The following is an 18,984-nucleotide window of genomic DNA, read 5'->3' as shown; positions in this document are numbered from 1 at the left end:
CACATTCAGTCGCGGTCGAGTCTTTGGGATTTCCCTCGTGGTGGGCGACGATGGTTGGCGAGCGGTGCCAACCCTGCTGAAGCACGGGACTTAGTGGCGATAAGGGCGTGCTCCACGAGCTCTCGGCCGCGTTGAAAGCGTCCCATGTCGGTCTCGACCCGCATGGGCGCGTCGGCTGCCCGGGTCCAGAAGCGGCGGTAGCGCAGTACAGCGGGGCAGGTGGCGGCAAGTGTGGCGGCGGACTCTTGGGAGCGGGCGCGCCCGCCGGGTCCGTCGAAGACGTCGCGGGCGTACACGCTGGGCACCCAGCGGCCTCCGAGCCCTTCCCCGGTGACGACGGCGCCCTCGTAGGACTCGCGCCAGCGCTGGGCGATGCGAGCCTGGGAGAGCTCATACGGGACCTCGACGTCGACGACCTCGACCTCGTACCCGGCGGCCGCGAGCCGGTTGCCGAGCGCGATAGCCGCACGAGGGTTGGACAGCACCGAGTCGATGACGACGTTGGTGCCCTCGCGCAGTGCTTCGTCGCGGAGCAGGCGGGCGAGGTGGGAGGACTCCTCGTGCACGAGGGCCGCGAGCTCCAGGGGGAAGAACGGCTCCCCTGCGGCCTCGCGCTCACGCACGGCTTCGGGCTTGAGGAAGGTCTCATAGCTACCGTCGTTCAAGGCTTCGCGGAGCAGCTTGTCCTTGAACTTGTCGGCGTCGACGACGAGCCAGGCGTCCTTGTCGAGCCCCAGGACGTTGCCCTGGACGTGGCCCTTGCCCGCCCCGGGCGGGCCGGCGAGGACGATCGCCTTGCCGTCCTGGCGCGCCGCCGGAACCTCGGCACGTGCCTCGTCGCGCAGACGGCGCCACAGGGCGCGCCGTCGGGCGGTGGACTGGTCGACCTTCCCGTCGATGAACCACGCGGGGTTGTTCAGCGTGGAGTGCGGCCCGTCCTTGTCGAGCGGCCCCCCGGCGCGGGAAGCGTCACCTGGGTCCAGTCGAGGCGGTGCCCGGACTTGCGGGCCAGGGCGGTGACGAACTCGCGCTGCACGCGCCCGTTGTCCTCCCGGAAGGGGTGGGTCTGGTTGATGACGTCGTAGACGCTGGCGAGCGCGCCCGGCACGTCGCCCGGGTCGAGGGTGCGCAGGTTGTCGGTCTCGCGCAGGTAGGTCGCCACGACGTCCATCGCGTCCTCAATCCGGTCTAGCGGCGCGAACCAGCCGTCACGGCTCTTGGGGATCGACACGGTGCGCACGTCCCCGGCCCAGTCGTACACGTCTTGGAACAGGTGACGGTGGATCGCTCGCAGCCCGGCGAGGTCGTACGTGGCGGGCAGGCCGTACTCGCGCAGGGTCAGGGCGCGGGCCTCCACGCGCCGGTCCTCGCGGTCGCGCAGCATCTGGGGCGTGGTGGCGCCGACGCGGTTTGCGCAGGGTGCGCCCGGCCTCGAGCAGATACCCGTCCCAGCGGGCGTGCTCGTCACCGCTCTCCCAGGGGCGTTCGGTCAAGGGCTGGCTCCGTCCTGGTCGCTGTCGAGGGCGATCGTCTGCCGCATCAGTTCCTCGGCGTCAATCTAGCCGCGGACGTACTTGTCCTGGATCGCTCTGGCGGCGTCGCTGGTGCGTCCGCCCTCGAGCTCGGTGCTGTGTCGGATGCGCTGGGCATCCGCGGCGCGCTGGGCGCGCTCCTCGTCGCTGATCGGCATGCTCGTCCTTCCCCGGCCTGGTGCATGCCAACCTAGCCCGGGCCCACGTTCCGGCTCAGGTGTTGTCGTCGTGCGCCGCGGCGGCCGCGATCGCCAGCTCACCGGCGATCACACCGAGGTCGGTGCACGGGGCCAGACGCGCGTGCAGGTGCGTACCCACCCGAGACAGCGGCACGGCGGAGATGCGCGCGACGCGCGCGGCCGCGGCACGCAGGCCGGCGATGCGGCCCTCGGGGATGGTCAGGTCGTGGCGGGCGAGGACGGAGTCGACGACCACGGACGCAAGGGCCTGGGGCCGGGACAGGCGCTCGGCGAGGGCCTGCCCGTGGCTGTCCTGGACGAGCTGGGCGGGGTCGGTCCCGTCGGGCAGGACCAGGGCGCCCGCGGTGCCAGCCTCATCGTCGGTGAGCAGGTCCCACACCCGCGCCGCCGCGGCACGCCCTGCGTCGTCGGCGTCGAACGCGAACACCCCCAGCGCGACGGCCGATTCCTGGATCGCGCGCAGCTGGACGAGGTGGGTGGCGGTGAGCGCGGTCCCGCACCCCGACACCGGCACGACGACGGACCCGGTACGGCGGATCGCCTCGACGTCCAGCGCTCCCTCGACGAACACGACCCGCGCGCCAGCCTGGATGCGGCGCACCGCGGCGGGGTCGAGCCCGTACAGGTCCCGGCTCTTGTCGAACGCGGACGTGCTGGTCGTGTTGAGGTACTTCGCCGGTGCGTCGTCGACGCCGTCGGTCGCGGGATTGCGGCGCGCGGTGAACCCGATGATCGCGCCCGTCTCGTCGCGGTAGGGCAGGACCAGACGGTCGCGGAACACGTCCCCCACTCCCCCGGCCTCGGTGCGGAACGCCAGGCCGGCGGCCACGAGCTCCTCGGGGCTGTAGCCGCGGCCGCGCATCCTTCCCACGAGCCGGGCCCAGCCCTCGGGCGCGTACCCGGCCTGCAGGCCCCGCAGCCCGCGCCGGGCGAGGTACGCCCGGGTCCAGTCCTCGTCCTCGTTCGCGCTCCAGCGCCAGTACTCCCACGCCGCGGCGTTGATCTCCACGACCCGCTCACGGGTGAGCTCGACGCTCATGTCAGGCCTCCTGGCGCGCGACTGGCAGAGTGCCGATATTCGAGGGTGCGCTATTCATCCTTGCCACTCCTGTCACCAGACGTTCCGGTCCGTGCCGCGAGATAGTCGGCCCAGCCGGTCTGGGAGTGCACGGCCCATTTCGTAGCGGTGCTCTGGCTCAGGCCGAGGATCTCGGCGAGTACTGGTGCTGGCAGCCGCTCAGCGAGGAGCAGTAGCGCGAGATGCCTGCTGGCCCGCACGGGGATCCCGGCCTTGTGCAGGTTGACGGCGATCTGACGGGTGCACAAGTGCGCTCCCGGGAGCGCGGGCGAGGGCAGGAGCCACCTGTTGCCGCTCTCACCAGGGACGAGCGCGTAGGGCTTGTGCTGCGCGATGTGCGCCAGCTGGGTGATGCGTTCAGCGAGCACAGGCGGGAGCGGGACCGGGTGGTCGGCGAGGGCGAGTCGGACGACACCGTCACGCGTGTGGAGGTCGTTCGTGGTGAGTCGCTGGATCCGCGTGAGGGGCAGGGCGAGCACCATGACAAGCAGACCGGCGACTTGTGTCTCGAGCGACGCGTCGGGATCGGCGAGGAGGGTCTTGATGCGGGCATCGTGCTCATGGACGTCAGCGAGCACGATGGGTTCGTCGGGCTGTCGGAGAGGGACGACAAGGCGGGCATCGACGAGATCGCGCTGGCGCGCCCACGTGATGAAGCCGGTGAGTTGGGCTGCCCGGTTGCGATCGCCACGTAGGTGGTGGTCGAGGTCTGCTTGGGTCAGGTCGGCGAGGGATCGTTCTCGCCGGTGGAGCCAGCGCAGCAGCCGAATCGCCTCGCTGATGCGGCGACGGTCGCTATGGCCCGCGGAGAAGCTGTAGTGACGGCGAGCAGCGCGCCGCCGGGCCCGTCGTAGCACGCTCCATATGGCGTACGGGGCGATCACCGCCGCGTGTCCGGGCGGGAGGCCGACGAGCTGGTGCTCGAGCCAGGCTTCGAGCCGGCCGAGTGGTTCCTGGCGCGGCGGCAGGACTCCGCAGTGCACGAGCACTGCGCGTAGGTGGTAGAGCGCGAGCGTCGCTGGTCTGGCGTCGAGGTCGGCGTGGGTGACGGGCCGGGGAAGCCGCGCGATCTCGTGGAGCAGCTCAGTCGACGTGCTGCGCTGCAGCCAGCGCATGGTGGAGTCCGCGCGCGGGCTGTTCGTGATCATCGTGAGCAGCGGTTCGAGCCACGGGGGCGCGGTGCCGTCGTCGCCGGAGAGGAGGCGCGTCGCCATCTCGCTTCTGGAGCAGGCCATGCAGGTGCGGGTGTAGTAGAACTCCCCCGCGGCCGTGCACCGGTGGCACCTATAGTCGTACTCGGGTGCCCCCGCGCAGGGCCCGCACGCATGACCGTCCGCAGTGCGGCCCACCAGCACCGCGGTCTGGTGACAGCTCGCGCAAGGACCGGGAGTGCGAATCGCTCGCCGGGAGCACGCGCGGCAGACCGGGCCGATCGGCCAGTGCACGTGCGCCGGTCGGTCCTTTCCGCAGAGTCGGCAAGTGTGTGCCGGCTCGGGTGCGCAGCGCCGGCATAGGTCAGGACTGCCGTCGCGTGCCTTGAGCACGACGGGTTCGAGCCGCCCGCACCGGCCGCAGGGCCGCGGTTCTCGCTGGTGACAGACCTGACACAGCGGCCCGGCCTCCGTGACGCGCTTGACGTGCTGGAGTCGTCCGCAACTCGCGCAGGCGCGCCGCGGGCGGGCGCAGTTCTCGCACCGTGCCCGGCCGCTGGCGTCGCGCGCGTACGGCGCAGAGTGCTTGCCACATCCTGCGCAGGGCACCGCTCGCCCGGGTTCGGTGGCGTAGCAGCGCCGGCAGATCAGACCCTCGGGGCGGCGAGCGGTCGGGTGCCCGAGCGCCCCGCAGCGGGCGCAGATCTGGCGGCGGCTCTTGCTGCGACACCAGTCACAGCACCGTCCCTCGTCGACACGGCCCGAGAGACGACGGTTGGTCTTGCCGCACACGACGCAGCGGGGCAGGTCGACGTCGTGGCCGGCGTCGTGCAGGGCGAAGGCCAGTCGCACGAGCGCGAGCGGGCAGTGCGGGTCGTAGACCGCCAAGGCATCGGGCCTGCTGGCGAGATGGCGGTCCAGCGCGCGAAGACCGCGCGCACTGCTCCACACACCTGCGGCCCGGAGAGCATCGACCGCCACCGTGGCCCGGGCCTCGTCGACGCCGACGTGGGCAGCGACGACGCGGACGATCCGCTCGCGCACCACAGCCTCGGACTCGACGGGCCAACGGACGCGGTCACCACTTGTCACGGCGCCGAGTCGTGCCGCGGCCGGCGGATCTGCGTGCGTCGCGCCTGCGGCTTCAACGGGGTCACGGACGCCCCGCTGGTGGCGTCCTTGCGGATCTCCTCGTTGACGATCTTGGGCGTGATGAGGTCGTTCGGCGTGCACGTGAGGATGTCGCAGAGCGCGACCAAGGTGTCCAGACTCAACCGCTGCGGGGCCTGGGTCACCAGGCGGTAGACCTGCTCACGCGAGAGCACGATCCCACGCTCGGCGAGCAGCGGCTGCAGCTCGCTCGTCGCGTACAGGCCGTGCTCAGCCATCCGCAGCCGCAGGTGCCACTCGTAGCCCATCTTCTTGATCATGCTTGCTCCAAGTGCTCGCCGTAGATCGTGTCCAGTGCCCGTGCCAGCAGCTGGTTGCGGTAGGACGCTGACACACCGGTGTAGATCGACGTGGTCGAGGCGTGGGCGTGCCCAACCTGTTCTTGTACGAATCGCACCGGGTAGTCGAACTCGATCAGGTGCGTCACGTACGAGTGCCGAAGACAGTGCAGATCCAAGCCCGCGTCGAGACCGGCAGCGTCGCGCGCCGTGGCGAAGGCCTCGTTGATCGCCCTGCGCGACAACCGCGTGCCGCGCTCGCTCACCCACAACGCCGTCGACGCGTCCTTGCCCAGCGGCCCGCGCACCTCCTGCAGGTAGTGCGTCAGCACGTCCACGACCCAGTCCATCTCCGGCACGAGCAGCACGGTGCGCCGCTTCGACGGGCCGCCGCGCGACGCCTTGCCGTGCCGGACAGCGAACGTGCCGACACGTCCGAACCGGGAGGCCTTCGCGTTCCCGCGCAGATCGACCAGGTCGGCACCGAAGAGCTCGCCGCGGCGTAGGCCGAACGCGTAGCAGGTCTTGAGCAACGCCGAGTCCCGCAGCGCCGAAAGCGAGCCCTTACGACCCCTGCGCCGGATCTCGTCGGCCAACCCGTCAGCGGCATCGAACAGCGCCTGGACCTCGTCGAACGTCAGCGGCCGACGCCTCGGCACACCCTCATACTCATCCTTGTGCAGCACCGAGTTGTCCTCGTGGAACACCTCCCGCGGCGCGGCACCGAACCGCCGGACACACTCCACGTCCCACTCGTACCGAGGATCACGCACGTAGGCACAGAACATCCGGATGGAGATCTCGTAGTTGCGGAGGGTAGACAAGGCCCGCGGGGCGGGCCCCGACCGCAGGGAGCTGATCCACGCCTCACCTTCGGCCGGCCCCCACTGCCACGGGTACAGCCCGCTGAACTGGATGAAGCGCCGCACCAGCCGCAGCCGAGCAGTGATCGTCGCCTCCCGAAGGAAGCGAGCACGCTGCTGCCTCCCCCACCCCTCCAACATCGCCTCCAACACAGCCTGCGCCGGATCCAGAGCCACCACGTTGCTCGCAAGCACCGAGCGAGCTGAGACAGGCAGATCTTCCACTCGATAGTTGTATCAGATGCAACCATCATGCATGTGATCTAGCAGACGGTACTCCGGTCTCCCCGAAGCTGACAGCCGCCTACACCAACTCGCCCTCGCGCGGCGAGGAGACAGGACTTTCGCTTGCTGCTACGTTGACCCGCAAGTCGCTGGGGGGCGCGACAACAATGGAGTTCGACTGGCCTCTCAGCGCTTCGACGAGCAATGGCTGCTCGCCGTTGACACCGAGAGAGGTGTGTATGAAGCAGAGGGCAACCACCGCGTCCAAGGGGTTCAGGTCGCGGCTCAAGAAGGTGGCGATCGCCACCGCGCTGGTTGGGGCGGTCACGATCCCCACTAGCGCCCAGGCGTACTCGGTGCTGTACAGCTACAGCGGCCTCGACTACACCCGGAACAACACTTCCGCGAACTCGCTGGCGACGCACGACGGTGAGTGCGACGACCGCCAGGTGTCGGCCAACTGGTACCCGTGGGGTTCGACCAACTGGGTCGGCAAGGTGAACGGCAGCGGCTGCGGGACGACCGTCAACATCGGGACGAACGGACGTCACTACGGGCACCGGGTGGTCGAGCTGAACCCCGGCGGCGCGAACGACTACGGCCCCTGGAAGTACCCGGCGTGATCCTTCCTTCGACTCGCGTGAGCGATGTCGAGGTGAGGTACGGGGCAGCGGTCGCGCTGCCCCGTACCTCGCTCTCAGTCGCACCTGGTGAGGCTGTGGCCCTCATGGGGCCATCGGGATCCGGGAAGACCACGCTGCTGGACTGCATCACCGGACTGACGACGCCCACGTACGGCACCGTGGAGGTGATGGGCCGCCCGATGGCAGGCATGTCAGCCGCCCAACGAGCGACTCTGCGCCGCGAGCACCTTGGCCTCATCTATCAGAGCCCGGAGCTTCTACCCGAGCTTGACGTGGCTGAGAACGTCGCCCTGACCTTGCTCTTCGACCGAACACGACGCAGTACAGCGCTAGCAGCCGCGCAGAATGCCTTGAGCGCAGTGGGACTCAGTGAGGTCAGCAAAATGCGTCCCGAACAGCTCTCCGGAGGAGAAGCTCAGCGCGTCGCAGTCGCACGCGCACTAGTTCGCGAGACCGTGGGTCTGGTTATCGCCGACGAACCCACGGCATCACTCGATGCGGAGAACGCTCGCATCGTGACCGACCTCTTGGTCGCTCAGGCGAAGGACCGAGACGCCGGCGTACTGCTCGCCACTCACGACCCCGCGGTCGCAGATCGCTGCGATCGCATCGTCACCCTGGTGCACAGTTCCCATCGCTCCGAACACGTCGAGGTGTCCTAGGTGCGTTCGCTGGTTCGCATGGGAATCCGCCTGGGTTGGGCACGAGAGTCGGCTCAGCGTTGGCGCCAGCTCAGCCTCATCCTTGGGACCGCCCTCGGAGTTCTCGTCCTCGGGCTGGCTGGGAGTGTCGTCTCCGCCGCTCACGACGTGCACGACCACTTGCTTGCGCGTGGCGCGATCTGGGCCGAGTCCGAAGAAGCCGCATCCTTCTTCATCACCCCCCGCGGCTTCGTCCACAACCGTCAGGACGTGACGATCCTCTGGATCGAACCCGCCGCCGGGCACGAGGACGATCCCACGATCGTTCCCCCAGGGCTCTCGGCACTTCCCGAACCTGGGACTGCCGTGGTCTCCCAGCGCGCCGCGGAGATCGGGTTAAGCCCCGTCGATCTCGGCGTCGCTCAATCCGAGGTAGGCACTGGGCCAGATGGGACGATCGGGCCTGAAGGCCTGGGCGCACTGTCGGAAGCTCTCGTATGGCTCCGTCCTGCCGAGGGGCGATCCCTCGGTGAGGGCGGCAACCTGCTGCCGTTCGTGCGCTTCCCCCAGAACACCAGCGAGGCACTGCAGGCCGGGTTCAGCGCAGATCCCCCGCTCGGCACGATGCGTGATGCCATGTTTGGCGCGACGCTGTTCCTCGTCTTTCCTGGCGTACTCCTCATCGCATTCTCATCCCGCGCGCTCTCGCCCGCCCGCACCGCCCGCTCAGAGATGCTGTTGCGCTACGGCATCACCGGTACGCGCGTCCGGGCGCTCCTTGCAGTCGAAGCGGCGTCGCTCGCTGTGGTCGGAGCACTTCTGGGCGTAGTCCTGCACTCGCTTCTGGTCGGCACCAGTCATGCGCTGCCCCTCACGGACACCGTCCTGCACCCGGGTGCCCTGCGGCTGACCGGGCTCGAGATGATCACTGTGGCGGGCCTCGCCGTTCTCCTGGCCGTGGTCTGCGCTTCAGTCGGCCAGCTCCAGGTCTCCAAACGGCAGCGATCTCCCCGACAGCCGCGCTGGTGGTCCGCACTTCCGCTTCTCGCTGGCTTGGCCGTAACGGCAGGGAATCACCTGATCGCACAACAGCTCGGCCTTCGGCAAGACTCCGTGTTCGGGACCGGCGTCGTGCTCCTGGCGATCGGTGTCCCCCTGGCGCTACCGTGGCTCACTCGCCGGATCGCGAACATGTCTGTCGGCTCCGACGACCCCGCTCGCTGGCTCGCCGCGCGCAATGTGACGTTCTCTCCCCGAAGCCTCACACGGCCCGCATCAATGCTCGCGCTGCTGCTGCTTCTCGGAGCATCATCGGTCTCGCTGGCGGCAACAGTGCTGGCGCCCAACCAGTCGGCCCAGGAGCAATCAGGCCGCGTCATCGTCGCCAACTGGCGCGACGTACGCCCCGACGACGCCTCAATCCTTGACGAAGAGCTACAGGGCATCGGCGCGCGCGCCATCGAGGTGCAGAACAACGGAGACGACAACAACTACGCCGAGTGGCTCGTGGTCCACGACTGCAGTCAGCTCGATCCTGTCGAGGACCTGATCGGCAACTCCACCTGCACCCCCGAAGGAACAACCACGGCCGCAGCCTCGCAATGGCTCGAACGCGCCACCGGACTCCAGACACGCACCACAGAGCCCGGACAGGAACTTGGCGGCGCCGTCCTGATAGTCACACCGGCCGGCATCACCATCCCGGACATCCTGCAGGCCGGCGGCGGGACGCTGCCCGCCTTCAACCCCGGAGTCATGGGCAACGTCGACTTCGTTCCCACCATGATCCGCTGGTATATCGCAGGCTGGATCGCGGCAACCCTGGTCCTTTCACTCGTGATCCTGCGCGAGCTCGGTGACCGATCACTCGACAGTGCGGCACGAGAGGGCCGACTCCTACGGCTCGGACTCACCCGCTCAGAGGTCTCGCGCACATCCCGGTGGACGATCCTGCTTCCCGTTGTCGTCGCCATCCCCCTCGGATACGTCAGCGGATTACTCATCGCATGGGCAGGCCAAGGGCCGGAGATCACCCAGTACCTACCGACACTGATCACCTTCTACAGTCTCGGGATCGTCGCTCTCAGCGCGCTGACCCTGGCCGCAGTGACACCGCTTCGCCGCGCATGGGCCTTCCGTGCAGCCGGTGAGATGGGACGCACCGCATCTCCAACACTCGGCGTACTGCAACGCTAACGCGTCTACTCGCGCTTCAGAGCTCTCACGCGTTGCACCACGTTCGAACGTTGCTCGCTTTGCGAGGGCGGAAATCTGGTCAGGCCGGAATCCACTCCATGACTCCTCGCCGGCAACGACGACCGGGGCCTGGAGGAACCCGAGAGCGCGCACCTGCTCGAGCGCGTCGACGTCGGTGCTGATATCCACCACGGTGTACTCGATCCCCTTCCTGTCGAGCGCGCGGTACGTCGCGTCGCACTGGACGCACGCCGGCTTGCTGTACACGGTGACCTTGACCTGCTGGCTGGTCATGATGCCTCCCCCACGTCGTTTTTCGGACCGTCCCTGCAAGCGAAGCGTTTGGCCGCAAGCCGTCCCAGGACGCACCCGCAGGGCGTGAGCGCAGCGAGCGAGTCGGTGCGCCCGGGTGGCCGGGAAGTTCTGGGCGGGCTCAGCGACGAAGGAGCGCAGCCGAGAAGTTGGCGGGCGGTCGGGCCGGAGCGCAGCGGAGCCGACTTGCGCCCTGGGACGGCCGGCCACACTCGGAGCCAGGGACGGACCGAAACAAGAAGCGCTTGTGCAGCCGCGGCCCGCAGGGCCGCGTCATGTCGTTCCCGGCGCTACGTTGCCGGGAACCTCGGTCGCTCCTCGGTCCTGGGCGTGGAGCACAGGGACGGCAGTTTGCGCGCAGGTTCGCGCGCCACGATGACGGAGAGCCTAGAAGGGCAACAAGCGCCGCGCGTAGCGCGTCACAGCGGCCGCGCAGCGGCCACGACGCGGGCTTCGGCCACACCGGCTGGAAGCACGACGCACCCGGCGGGTTCGACCGAACGACCCGACAGGGCACCCCTCCCCCACCGGCCAGGTTCGCTGGGCCAGGTCAGGTCACCCACGAACGGTAGGCTGCGTCTGTCCAGGACCAGCCCATGCCGGCCTCTGCTCGACGCGTCGGCACGGGGGTTGAGCAAGATTGCCATGCGGTTCACGCCAGTGGTGGACGTTCGCACTGGCAGGACATTTCATTCATTCATGCCGCACTTCATGCATGAACGCACTCGCGGCCTAGCGGCCCGGCGCGCAACCAGACGTGCACTCGAAAGCGCAACTTGGTGGCGCGGGCACAGCATCCCGCTGCGACACGTTCATTCATACATGTTTTCATGCCCTGCGCTCTTCATGCATGAAGTGAGCCATGCAAGATTCGCTTCATGTATGAGTTCATGCGTTCATGTCGCGGTTCATTCATACTACCGCACCAATCTCGCTCCGGTTCATGCATTCATGAACGCAGTCGTACATTCAGTACTGCATGAAGTGGTTCATGAAGTAGTGCACGCCAACCGCTCCGCAGGGGCGCAACAACCGGCACTGGGCATCTGCCATCCCGCTGGCAGATGCCGCAGCAACTTCATGCCTTCATGACTTCATGCCCACGCGCGTCGCTCGGTATCGAAGGGCGTGAGATGGCCAAAGGGCCCGCCGTGGGTGTCTTCCCACGACGGGCCCTTCGTGCAGGCACCCGGGAGGCTACCGGAGACCGACCTTGCGCTCTGCGACCTCAAGCATGTAGTCCAGCGCGCGGTTTGTGAGACTCGTTGTTGACTCACCGGACACCGCTGAGTAGAGCTTGAGACGACGGCGCAGTTCAGGACTGAGGCGGGTGGAGAAGGGGACGAGGGCGGCGTCGTCGTTCCGGCCGAGCACGGGCTCGAACCGAGGGTCGGTCTGTTCTGGCGACACGGCCGGGCGGGACTGGCGGCTTGTCCCCGATCTCGTCCCGTTCGACGCGGGCGCGACAGCAGCGGGCAGCATGGCGACCGCGGGGGGCACGCTCTTCACCTGCTCGTCCTCACGCTCGTTGTCGGACACCTCACTGCCGAACACGGCCGCCCTTGACTCCGTATCCAACTCGGAGCCCACGGACGCTACCCGAGCCTCGCTCTCAGACTCGCCCGCGCCTTCTCCAGCGTCATCCTCCTGGTCGGCGCCGTTCTCTGCGGTGACGACCGGTACAAGAGACATGGAAGCACCGCTCGTCCCGTCCTCGGTCTCTGTCGATGAGATCTCCGGGGCCGGCTGGCCAAGGACGACGTCCAGCGCAGTCCTCTTCTGCATCCGTGGCTTCGGCATCAGTTCTTCTCCCTCTTGCCCTCGGCCAGCGCCTTGGCGTGCTCACCGAAAAGGTCCGAGAGGACCCTTGCACCGTCGTTCTTCAACTCGTGGAGTGGCAGCTGTTCGCTGGCAACCTCTGCCGCGGCCACACGCTGGGGGATCACCGGCTCCATGACCAGCCCGCCCACGGTCTCGTTGAGCTCGCTGATGCGGTAGCGGTGCTCGTTTGTCCTGCGCACCATGTTCACCATCACTCCGAAGAGCGTGAGCGACGGGTGCGGACCCTGCCTAATCCCTTCGAGGGTCGTCAGGAAGCGGTCGAGACCTTCGGAGCTCCAGGGCTCCGGAATCGTCACCGCGATCACCTGGTCCGCGGCGAGCAGCCCCGACACGGTACATGTGCCCAGGTCAGGTGGGAGGTCGATGATGATGTCGTCGTACTTCGAGAGCAGGTCGGCGTTGTCTCGGAGCACTTTCTGGAGCCGGAACGCGGCCATGACGTCGGGGTCGCGCTCGAGTGTCTGGATGGTGTCGGAGCCTGCGACGACGTCGATTCCCTCCCACTGCGACTTCTCGATCGCATCGGACAGGTGAGCAGGACCCTTCGCTCGCAGGACATCCTCGATCGTGATGTCGCCTTCAGCGCCCACTGTTGAGGAGGCTGACATCTGCTGGTCGAGGTCGATCAGCAGGCAGGACCTGCCCAGACGAGCAAGCTCGCTCAGCAAGCACAGCGAAACCGTAGTCTTCCCGACACCACCCTTCTGGTTGCCGAGCGCGGTCGTGGTCGTCATCGAGTACCTCTCTCAAGTTGCCCAGCGCGTCCTGCAGGCGGCTGGTTCTGACGATGTGCATGAATGCATGAAGTCACGACTCGGCGACACGCTTCATGACGCTCTTCATGTCTGTGTTCATGAATGAAGACTGAAAAGGCCTCGGCCCACATCTCAGGCCACCTCCGTCGCGAAGAGCGTCCCCGGGTTGGGGGAGTGGAGCACGCCCCAGTCCTCGTCGTCGTCCCAGACGCCCTCAAATCGTGCAAGCCATGCGCGCCAAGCTGCCCGCTGTGCACGATGGCGGCGCATCTGCTCGTAGATCGCGTCGAAGACGCCGAGGTGCTCGGCCACTCGGCCCAGCCGCTCCGGGAACGCGTGCAGCCCGTCGCCACTGCGCTCAACAAGGTCCCACGCGATGAGGAGATCAACACTCGTGTGGACGGCTCGTCGTGAGATACCCGTAGCTGACACGAGCTCTGTGATCGAGGAGGCTCTGCCCTGTTCCAGAGCCTCGAACACGAACGCACTAACGTGCCCGAGCTCGCGAAATGCCGGGCGCAACGAGAAGACCTTGCCTCTCTGCCATCGGAGGTCCTCAGCGCTCTCACGCAAGTCGCGAGGGAGCGTCAGCTCGTACAGGTCCGCCATCTCACGGCGGCCAGGCTCAATGAGGTCGATCCACCCGGCTCGCTGCAGTTCGTGGAGTAGAACCGACACCGTGGTGTAGTCCGCTCCGCAGGCTTCTGCGAGAGAGCGGCACCCGAATCCGACGTATCTGCTCCCGCTCTTGTGCGCAGCCTCACCGATGGCCCGAAGCACGAACCGTGCTGTGTACCAGTGACGCCCGGACAGCCGGACCGTTTCGTACGTGGAGACCGCCGCTCGCCACGTTCGAATCCAGCCGTGGTCAGCGCCCCCCTGTGACAGAGAAGCGCTTGTGTTGGAGATGTGCACAGTGTGATTCCGCGGCTCGGTGCGAGGTTTGACGTGCTCTGGTGCGTGAGCGATGAAGGCCTGCGCTTTGAGCCAGTCGGCACGGAGCGACGCCGGGCGTCGGCTGGGGGAGTAGCGGGCGTACATGCCGGCAAGAGCTGGCCATGTACCGTCGCTGATGCGGCGTTGGACGTCCGTGATGTTCCAGCCGGCGCGCACGCATGCGGTAATTACGGCCTGGCGGGCGGCTGAGGGAGAGTCGTACCTGCCGTCGTCCCACAGTCCATTGCGAGCGATTGCAACGACGCGGGCGGAGAGCTTGTTCGAAGCCGAGCCTCGGTGGGGCTGGCAGCCCTCTGGCGCGGCCGCGAGGTCGGCTCGCTGAGCGCGCACGGCGGCGATGTCGGCGGCGAGCATCCCGCGAAGTTCCGCTAGCGCGGTCGGTGTGTTCGGGCGTCGCAGCACGTCGACGGCGCTGGACAGGCTCGAGGTGAGCGTCTGGTGCCCTCCCGCGCCGTGAGCCGAGCCCGGGGTGCGAATACAGCCCGTGCGTACGCTGCGGTGCGGGCCGGGGTCGAGTGTAGGAGCGTGGCGGGCCAGTGCCTCGACGATCTCGCGCGCCACCTCAAAGGGCAGTCGCTTGCCGAGTGGGACGTAGATGTGCCGCCCACCTGTCGGCGCGACGTCAGCGAAGGTACGAAGCCCCGCCACCGCGAGGATGCGCTGCAGGACCGCCTCGTCACGCTCGACATCGGCCGGCCCGTGACGGCCCTTCGCGTCTAGATCGAGAAACAGGGCCTGACAGCATCCGTCATCACCGTAGACGCGCACCGCGGCAGGGCTGATGGGCCGCGCGAGCGTGAGCTTCCGCTCACCGCGGGTGGGGTAGTCGACGCTGCGGTCGGCCCGGACGGTGCCGATACGTACTCGGGCACACCCTGCAAGCAGGCTCGCGGTATCTGCCCATTGCTCGTCCGGCGAGCCGGCGCGCGGGTGCGCGGGGATCGCCTGTGAGAGCTCAGGAACGGTCGGCGGCGACACGCCCAGGTAGGCGTGATCGCGCCCCGTCGGGGCGGTGGGTATGATGGCTCCTGTTCTTAGTAGAGAACCACTCCGGTTTCCAGCCGCCAAGCAAGTCGCCGGAAGTGGTTCCATCTGGTGGCCCGTCCCGCGAGGGACGGGCCACTTTCTTATGCCGGTAGACGCATCGCCTCCCGCACGTAGCGCGTGCGGGGGGCGAGCACCGAGTCGGCGTCGCGCGTGATCCCATGCCACGCCATGACGGCGGCGACGATGTACTCCTTGTACGTCATGCCTTGCGTTCGCGAGCGTGAGCGCACGAGGTCGCCTATGGGTCGTGCTGGTCTCGTTGTGAACTTGACGGTTTCAGCCCATCCAGATGCCGGGGCGGTATCCCAGTGGCCGACACCAGCCTCATCGAGCAACTCCTGGATGCGTCCTGCGAAGGACGCCCGGGTCTCGACGGGGGACAGCCATGGCATCCCGAACTGCTCCGCGAGTACCGCTGCGATGTACTCGCCGTGCGGCATCTGCAGCGCGTCGGCATTGTGTCGGAGGACGTCTGCGACGGCGACGGGGAACTCGGGCAGGAACTGGTCCCTGTCGCCCTTGCTCGGTCTGCCGGTCGAGATCGTCATGCGCATACTCAACCACACGAGTTCCTGAATCTGTCCGTATTCTGCAGTCGGCGTGTCGGCGTGTCGGCAGTGGCGACATCTCGGTGTCCTACTGTTCGACGACACCGCTCCAGCGACCGGATTGCGGCGGACATCACAGCCGGTCATTGGCGAACCGTCACAGCCCACGTACGACAGCGGCGGCAGCAGCCAACCATGCACGTTGTGTGCTGGGGCGGAGGGAGCCAAAGCGCAGGGCGCCTTCGACCATGGACGGGTCGTAGGGTATGGCAACTGCTTCGCGGGCGAGGGGGCGGAATGCTGCTGCGACCTGCTCGGCTTCGGCGAGGGTGCCGTCCTTCTTGGGTTGGTTGACCACGACGACGGCGTTGCGTGCCAGTGCGGCGCTGCGCTCGTCGCGGTCGGCCAGCGCCTCGAGCAGAAGGGCGCCGGCCTCGGCGATGTCGCCGCGAGTCGTGGTCGCGACAACGAGTTGGTCGGCGTTCTCAACCATGCGCAGCCAGAGCGAGTCGGACTCGTCGTTGCCCGAGTCCATGAAGATGAGCCGGTAGTACTTGCGCAGAACGGAGTGGATCGCGTCGAACTGGGCCACTCCCAGGCGCTGCTCGTCCGCCAGGATCATCGGCTGAGAGCGCAGCACGTCGTACTTGTCCTGCGTCTGGTGGTGCACGAAGTGGGCGAGGTCCGCGGACTGGGCCGCGGTGCCAAGCAGCCGGTCGACCTCGGGCAAGAGCTCGAGGAAGGTCGCGTCGTGCGGCCCCTGCTCGGTGCGCCACCCGAGCGTGCCGCGGGTCTGGTTGTTGTCGTGCGTCACGACGCCGGCGCCGCCGTAGCGCGCGAACACGGCCGCAAGGAACGCGGTGGTCGGCGTCTTGGACGCGCCGCCCTTGCCGTTGACGATGGCAGTCGTGCGAGGCCCAGGCCAGTGCTGGGAGACGAGGCGGATGCACTCGCGCAGTTCGCGCTCAGCCTCGCTCGGCGCCATCCGGATACCGACGCGGGTCAGGAACCCGCGCAGCCCTTCGGTCGCGGGCTCTTCGGTCTGCTCGACCGTCAGGAACGACTCGCGGCGTTCTCGGCGGGTGTGCGGTGCGGCGTCCGCAGCTACGGCCTGGTCGTGAGCCGAGCGTGCCCATCCGCGTGGTGCGGTCGTCGCAAAGGGCGACGTCGCCGTCTCTGCGACCGGCGTCGCGGCGGCTATGGCCGGGGGAGCGGACGCATGCTCCGGTGCGGGTGTTGTGGTGTGCGTCTTGGTGGCTCGGTCATGGGGCTCGATGCTGGTGTCTTCTTCTACTGTTCCGTCGGCGTGGATGATCAGGGGCCATTCGCCGTCGGGGTCGCGCGTGATCGCGCGCAGGGGACGGCCGAGCTGGGTGGCCTTATGCGCGACGAGCGAGACGACCTGCACGCGTGCCTCGTCGACGCCCGAGGCGGCGATGGGGTGCAGGATGCCGCCGATGGAGACCTCGGCGGTGCCGTCGTCGTTGAGCGTCGCTTCGACGCGGGGCCAGGTCGCTGCTTCCGTGGTGGTGCTCATGGTGTTCCTCCTTGCGTTAGCCGAGCTGGATGCCCATGTCGTTCATGAACGGCACCGGGTCGGTCGGAGAGCCGTCGACGATGACTGAGAAGTGCAAGTGGCAGCCGGTGGACTGCCCCGAGGATCCGACGCGGCCGATCTGGTCGCCGGCCTTCACCTGGTCGCCCTCGCGCACGAGGATCCCGGAGGCGTACTCGTGCAGGTAGGAGGTCTGGACGCCGCCACCGTGGTCGACGGTGATCGTGCCGTTGCCGTTGCGGTCGAACCCGGTGAAGGTCACCACGCCGTCCTGCGCGGCCCAGATCGGTCCGTCGCATCCGCCGCCGTTGAGGTCGACGCCGCTGTGCAGGCGCCAGACGTTGTCGATGGGGTGCAGGCGCATCCCGTAGACGCTGCCGATCGGGCCGGCCGCGGGCACGGCCCAACCGGTCGCGCTGACCTCGCCCGGGATGGTCGTGCCGCCCGAGCAGACCTGCCCGCCGGTGCCAGCGTTGAGACCGCTGTCGACGCCCGACAGTCCTTCGACCACGGCGACTGCGCCGTCCCAGTACTTCGTGTAGTGGAACGGATCCGCGTTGCGCTGGGTACGGTGCGCGACGATCGTCGGCTCCAGCGACTCACGGTCGGGGACGTTCCCGATCATCGCCTTGAAGAAGTTTGTGGCGCTGATGTACGGGTCCATGCGGTCCTCGTACGAGCCCCAGGCGCCGTTGGCGCGCTGCTGGAACAGTCCGCGGCTGTCGGGTCCGGCCGCGTCGCCGTAGTCGACGACGCGCAGGCTGGACTCGCCCATCGCGGTCATGACCCCGATCGTCTGGTCCCGGACCCCGAGGCCGAGCGCCTTGCCAGCGGCGATGATGTGCGCGGCGTTGACGAGCTGCTCACGGTCGTAGCCCGCGATCGAGGCGTCCGGCACGGTCGCCGGATCCACCGCGATGCTGGTCCCGGCTCCCGCTGCAGGGTTGCAGGTCGCCGCCTCGGACGAGGACCCGAGCAGGAGCAAGCTGAGCACGGTGCCAAGCGCGAGAGCCGGCACGCCGGCCACTACCGCGACCGCTCCCGTACCGCGAGGCGCCACTACTGACCATCCTCGAGCGGACTGATGCGGGAGGTGAGCCACGGTGCTGCCGCATCCTGGCGGCTGAGGATGAGCACGTATGTCCCCGCATCGGTCGGCACCTCCACCGTCGCGACGTAGGCGCTGGACTCCTCGATCACCGTCCCGGGCCCGGTCACCGCGGTTGCGGGCACGTTCGCGGGGTCGGCGTAGACGTAGTCGAGCGCCGCCTGCTGCGTTAGCAACGGCTCGAGCCCTACCCACCACGCGTCGTGGTCCAGATCGGGACGGGCGAACGCACTCATCGTCGCCTGCGCAGCGTCGACAGCGGCTTCGCGCGACACCGCGTCCCAACTCGGTACGGGCCTAGCAGTGATGACCTCGCCGGTGTCCTCATCGATCACACCGTTCGGCGTCCCGGGATACCGGTCGATGCCCTCAGGCGCCGCGACCGCCGGCGCGGGCTCACCCTGCGAAGGTTCGGTCGCAGGTGCACCGGCGCAGCCTCCCAGCGCGACCGCGACCGCAAGAGTCCCGGCCGCCCACGCGACCCGTCGTGCCATGCTCAGCCCCCCGCTGGTCGTGCTCAGTCGCTCGGACGCGTCTCCTCGCCGTCCTCACGCGATACCGGGCGGACATTGGATCCCGCCTGCAGCGTCGCCTTGAGCTCGTCACGCAGGATGAACCACGTCGCCCCGATCTTGTACCCAGGGATCACGCCGTCCTTGAGCCACTTGTAGACACCCGGCTTGGTCATACCCAAGATCTCCGCGACCTGCGGCACCGTCAGCGTCTTGTCACGGCCCTCGAACAACTCGTCCAGAGCCGATATCACGGCAGACACCTGCACCAACGAACGCATGCGAACACATTGGACGCTACACCAGCCTCGGTGACTGTGTATAGGTCTGTAGATGTATAACGCATCCTGTTGCCTTCCATTGGTGTCTC

General features: G+C 67.9%; 19 protein-coding genes and 1 pseudogene. 4 read left to right on the top strand and 16 right to left on the bottom strand.

Going from position 1 to position 18,984, the window contains the following annotated elements; genetic code table 11:
- Window positions 1-5: 5 nt before the first annotated feature.
- The 7 genes from ACWPWV_RS19700 to ACWPWV_RS19670 form a co-directional block, all read right to left on the bottom strand.
- Entirely contained in the window at window positions 6-791 is a 786-nt protein-coding gene (locus ACWPWV_RS19700) for a zeta toxin family protein (protein WP_454044698.1), read from the bottom strand.
- A 125-nt stretch (window positions 792-916) separates the two neighbouring features.
- Window positions 917-1,384, bottom strand: coding sequence for a Fic/DOC family protein (locus ACWPWV_RS19695; protein ID WP_454044667.1), 468 nt, complete (start codon window positions 1,382-1,384; stop codon window positions 917-919).
- Between the two features lie 174 nt (window positions 1,385-1,558).
- Window positions 1,559-1,690 (bottom strand): antitoxin VbhA family protein, encoded by a 132-nt coding sequence (locus ACWPWV_RS19690; protein ID WP_454044666.1) that lies wholly within the window; start codon window positions 1,688-1,690, stop codon window positions 1,559-1,561.
- A 55-nt stretch (window positions 1,691-1,745) separates the two neighbouring features.
- A complete protein-coding gene (locus ACWPWV_RS19685) occupies window positions 1,746-2,771 on the bottom strand; it encodes a toprim domain-containing protein (RefSeq protein WP_454044665.1) in 1,026 nt (341 codons plus the stop codon).
- 50 nt (window positions 2,772-2,821) lie between these two features.
- Window positions 2,822-4,024 carry a hypothetical protein gene (locus tag ACWPWV_RS19680; protein WP_454044664.1) on the bottom strand — a complete coding sequence of 401 codons (1,203 nt, stop codon included), beginning with the start codon at window positions 4,022-4,024 and terminating at the stop codon, window positions 2,822-2,824.
- Window positions 4,025-5,049: 1,025 nt separating this feature from the next.
- Window positions 5,050-5,391, bottom strand: a complete 342-nt coding sequence (locus tag ACWPWV_RS19675) for a helix-turn-helix domain-containing protein (RefSeq protein ID WP_454044663.1) — start codon at window positions 5,389-5,391, stop codon at window positions 5,050-5,052.
- Window positions 5,388-6,497, bottom strand: coding sequence for a tyrosine-type recombinase/integrase (locus ACWPWV_RS19670; protein WP_454044662.1), 1,110 nt, complete (start codon window positions 6,495-6,497; stop codon window positions 5,388-5,390). Before ACWPWV_RS19670 ends, ACWPWV_RS19675 begins: the two co-directional genes overlap by 4 nt.
- A 239-nt stretch (window positions 6,498-6,736) precedes the next feature.
- On the opposite strand from ACWPWV_RS19670, the gene ACWPWV_RS19665 reads away from it, so the two are divergent.
- Genes ACWPWV_RS19665 through ACWPWV_RS19655 form a run of 3 tightly spaced genes read left to right on the top strand, consistent with a single transcriptional unit; the run spans window position 6,737 to window position 9,978 of the window.
- Entirely contained in the window at window positions 6,737-7,120 is a 384-nt protein-coding gene (locus ACWPWV_RS19665) for a hypothetical protein (RefSeq protein ID WP_454044661.1), read from the top strand.
- Between the two features lie 17 nt (window positions 7,121-7,137).
- Window positions 7,138-7,803 (top strand): ABC transporter ATP-binding protein, encoded by a 666-nt coding sequence (locus ACWPWV_RS19660; protein WP_454044660.1) that lies wholly within the window; start codon window positions 7,138-7,140, stop codon window positions 7,801-7,803.
- Between the two features lie 18 nt (window positions 7,804-7,821).
- Window positions 7,822-9,978: a hypothetical protein gene (locus tag ACWPWV_RS19655; RefSeq protein WP_454044659.1), complete on the top strand. Its 2,157-nt coding sequence runs from the start codon at window positions 7,822-7,824 to the stop codon at window positions 9,976-9,978.
- A gap of 51 nt (window positions 9,979-10,029) precedes the next feature.
- On the opposite strand, the pseudogene nrdH reads toward ACWPWV_RS19655, so the two are convergent.
- From nrdH to ACWPWV_RS19635, 4 genes and pseudogenes are all read right to left on the bottom strand, one after another.
- Window positions 10,030-10,272, bottom strand: a pseudogene (nrdH, locus tag ACWPWV_RS19650) (glutaredoxin-like protein NrdH); the annotation flags it as partial.
- A gap of 1,215 nt (window positions 10,273-11,487) precedes the next feature.
- Entirely contained in the window at window positions 11,488-12,090 is a 603-nt protein-coding gene (locus ACWPWV_RS19645) for a hypothetical protein (RefSeq protein WP_454044658.1), read from the bottom strand.
- Window positions 12,090-12,866 carry a ParA family protein gene (locus ACWPWV_RS19640; RefSeq protein WP_454044657.1) on the bottom strand — a complete coding sequence of 259 codons (777 nt, stop codon included), beginning with the start codon at window positions 12,864-12,866 and terminating at the stop codon, window positions 12,090-12,092. Before ACWPWV_RS19640 ends, ACWPWV_RS19645 begins: the two co-directional genes overlap by 1 nt.
- A gap of 153 nt (window positions 12,867-13,019) precedes the next feature.
- Complete coding sequence (locus tag ACWPWV_RS19635) at window positions 13,020-14,198, bottom strand: hypothetical protein (RefSeq protein ID WP_454044656.1); 1,179 nt, start codon at window positions 14,196-14,198, stop codon at window positions 13,020-13,022.
- A 171-nt stretch (window positions 14,199-14,369) separates the two neighbouring features.
- Between ACWPWV_RS19635 and ACWPWV_RS19630 the strand changes: the two genes are divergently transcribed.
- Entirely contained in the window at window positions 14,370-14,564 is a 195-nt protein-coding gene (locus ACWPWV_RS19630; protein ID WP_454044655.1) for a hypothetical protein, read from the top strand.
- A gap of 407 nt (window positions 14,565-14,971) precedes the next feature.
- Here the strand turns inward: ACWPWV_RS19630 and ACWPWV_RS19625 are convergent, their stop codons facing one another.
- The 5 genes from ACWPWV_RS19625 to ACWPWV_RS19605 all read right to left on the bottom strand — a co-directional run bounded on the left by ACWPWV_RS19625 (window position 14,972) and on the right by ACWPWV_RS19605 (window position 18,895).
- Window positions 14,972-15,439, bottom strand: coding sequence for a hypothetical protein (locus ACWPWV_RS19625; RefSeq protein ID WP_454044654.1), 468 nt, complete (start codon window positions 15,437-15,439; stop codon window positions 14,972-14,974).
- Window positions 15,440-15,596: 157 nt separating this feature from the next.
- On the bottom strand, window positions 15,597-16,976 hold the full coding sequence (locus tag ACWPWV_RS19620) for an ATPase (RefSeq protein ID WP_454044653.1): 1,380 nt from the start codon (window positions 16,974-16,976) through the stop codon (window positions 15,597-15,599).
- A 16-nt stretch (window positions 16,977-16,992) separates the two neighbouring features.
- Window positions 16,993-17,988: a M23 family metallopeptidase gene (locus tag ACWPWV_RS19615; RefSeq protein ID WP_454044652.1), complete on the bottom strand. Its 996-nt coding sequence runs from the start codon at window positions 17,986-17,988 to the stop codon at window positions 16,993-16,995.
- 65 nt (window positions 17,989-18,053) lie between these two features.
- Complete coding sequence (locus tag ACWPWV_RS19610) at window positions 18,054-18,596, bottom strand: hypothetical protein (RefSeq protein WP_454044651.1); 543 nt, start codon at window positions 18,594-18,596, stop codon at window positions 18,054-18,056.
- Between the two features lie 23 nt (window positions 18,597-18,619).
- Window positions 18,620-18,895, bottom strand: a complete 276-nt coding sequence (locus ACWPWV_RS19605; RefSeq protein ID WP_454044650.1) for a helix-turn-helix domain-containing protein — start codon at window positions 18,893-18,895, stop codon at window positions 18,620-18,622.
- Window positions 18,896-18,984 lie beyond the last annotated feature (89 nt).

The sequence above is a fragment of the Cellulosimicrobium sp. Marseille-Q8652 genome, from assembly GCF_965112045.1.
Note: the sequence above shows the minus strand (reverse complement) of the source record. Positions and strands in the feature narration are given on the sequence as shown.

What these genes read in the sequence shown, in the direction of transcription:
- ACWPWV_RS19695 (WP_454044667.1), bottom strand. Translation starts at nt 1,384, where the DNA reads ATGCTGCGCGACCGCGAGGACCGGCGCGTGGAGGCCCGCGCCCTGACC.
- ACWPWV_RS19690 (WP_454044666.1), bottom strand. Translation starts at nt 1,690, where the DNA reads ATGCCGATCAGCGACGAGGAGCGCGCCCAGCGCGCCGCGGATGCCCAG.
- ACWPWV_RS19685 (WP_454044665.1), bottom strand. Translation starts at nt 2,771, where the DNA reads ATGAGCGTCGAGCTCACCCGTGAGCGGGTCGTGGAGATCAACGCCGCG.
- ACWPWV_RS19680 (WP_454044664.1), bottom strand. Translation starts at nt 4,024, where the DNA reads ATGGCGACGCGCCTCCTCTCCGGCGACGACGGCACCGCGCCCCCGTGG.
- ACWPWV_RS19675 (WP_454044663.1), bottom strand. Translation starts at nt 5,391, where the DNA reads ATGATCAAGAAGATGGGCTACGAGTGGCACCTGCGGCTGCGGATGGCT.
- ACWPWV_RS19665 (WP_454044661.1), top strand. Translation starts at nt 6,737, where the DNA reads ATGAAGCAGAGGGCAACCACCGCGTCCAAGGGGTTCAGGTCGCGGCTC.
- ACWPWV_RS19655 (WP_454044659.1), top strand. Translation starts at nt 7,822, where the DNA reads ATGGGAATCCGCCTGGGTTGGGCACGAGAGTCGGCTCAGCGTTGGCGC.
- ACWPWV_RS19645 (WP_454044658.1), bottom strand. Translation starts at nt 12,090, where the DNA reads ATGCCGAAGCCACGGATGCAGAAGAGGACTGCGCTGGACGTCGTCCTT.
- ACWPWV_RS19640 (WP_454044657.1), bottom strand. Translation starts at nt 12,866, where the DNA reads ATGACGACCACGACCGCGCTCGGCAACCAGAAGGGTGGTGTCGGGAAG.
- ACWPWV_RS19635 (WP_454044656.1), bottom strand. Translation starts at nt 14,198, where the DNA reads ATGCTCGCCGCCGACATCGCCGCCGTGCGCGCTCAGCGAGCCGACCTC.
- ACWPWV_RS19625 (WP_454044654.1), bottom strand. Translation starts at nt 15,439, where the DNA reads ATGACGATCTCGACCGGCAGACCGAGCAAGGGCGACAGGGACCAGTTC.
- ACWPWV_RS19620 (WP_454044653.1), bottom strand. Translation starts at nt 16,976, where the DNA reads ATGAGCACCACCACGGAAGCAGCGACCTGGCCCCGCGTCGAAGCGACG.
- ACWPWV_RS19610 (WP_454044651.1), bottom strand. Translation starts at nt 18,596, where the DNA reads ATGGCACGACGGGTCGCGTGGGCGGCCGGGACTCTTGCGGTCGCGGTC.
- ACWPWV_RS19605 (WP_454044650.1), bottom strand. Translation starts at nt 18,895, where the DNA reads ATGCGTTCGTTGGTGCAGGTGTCTGCCGTGATATCGGCTCTGGACGAG.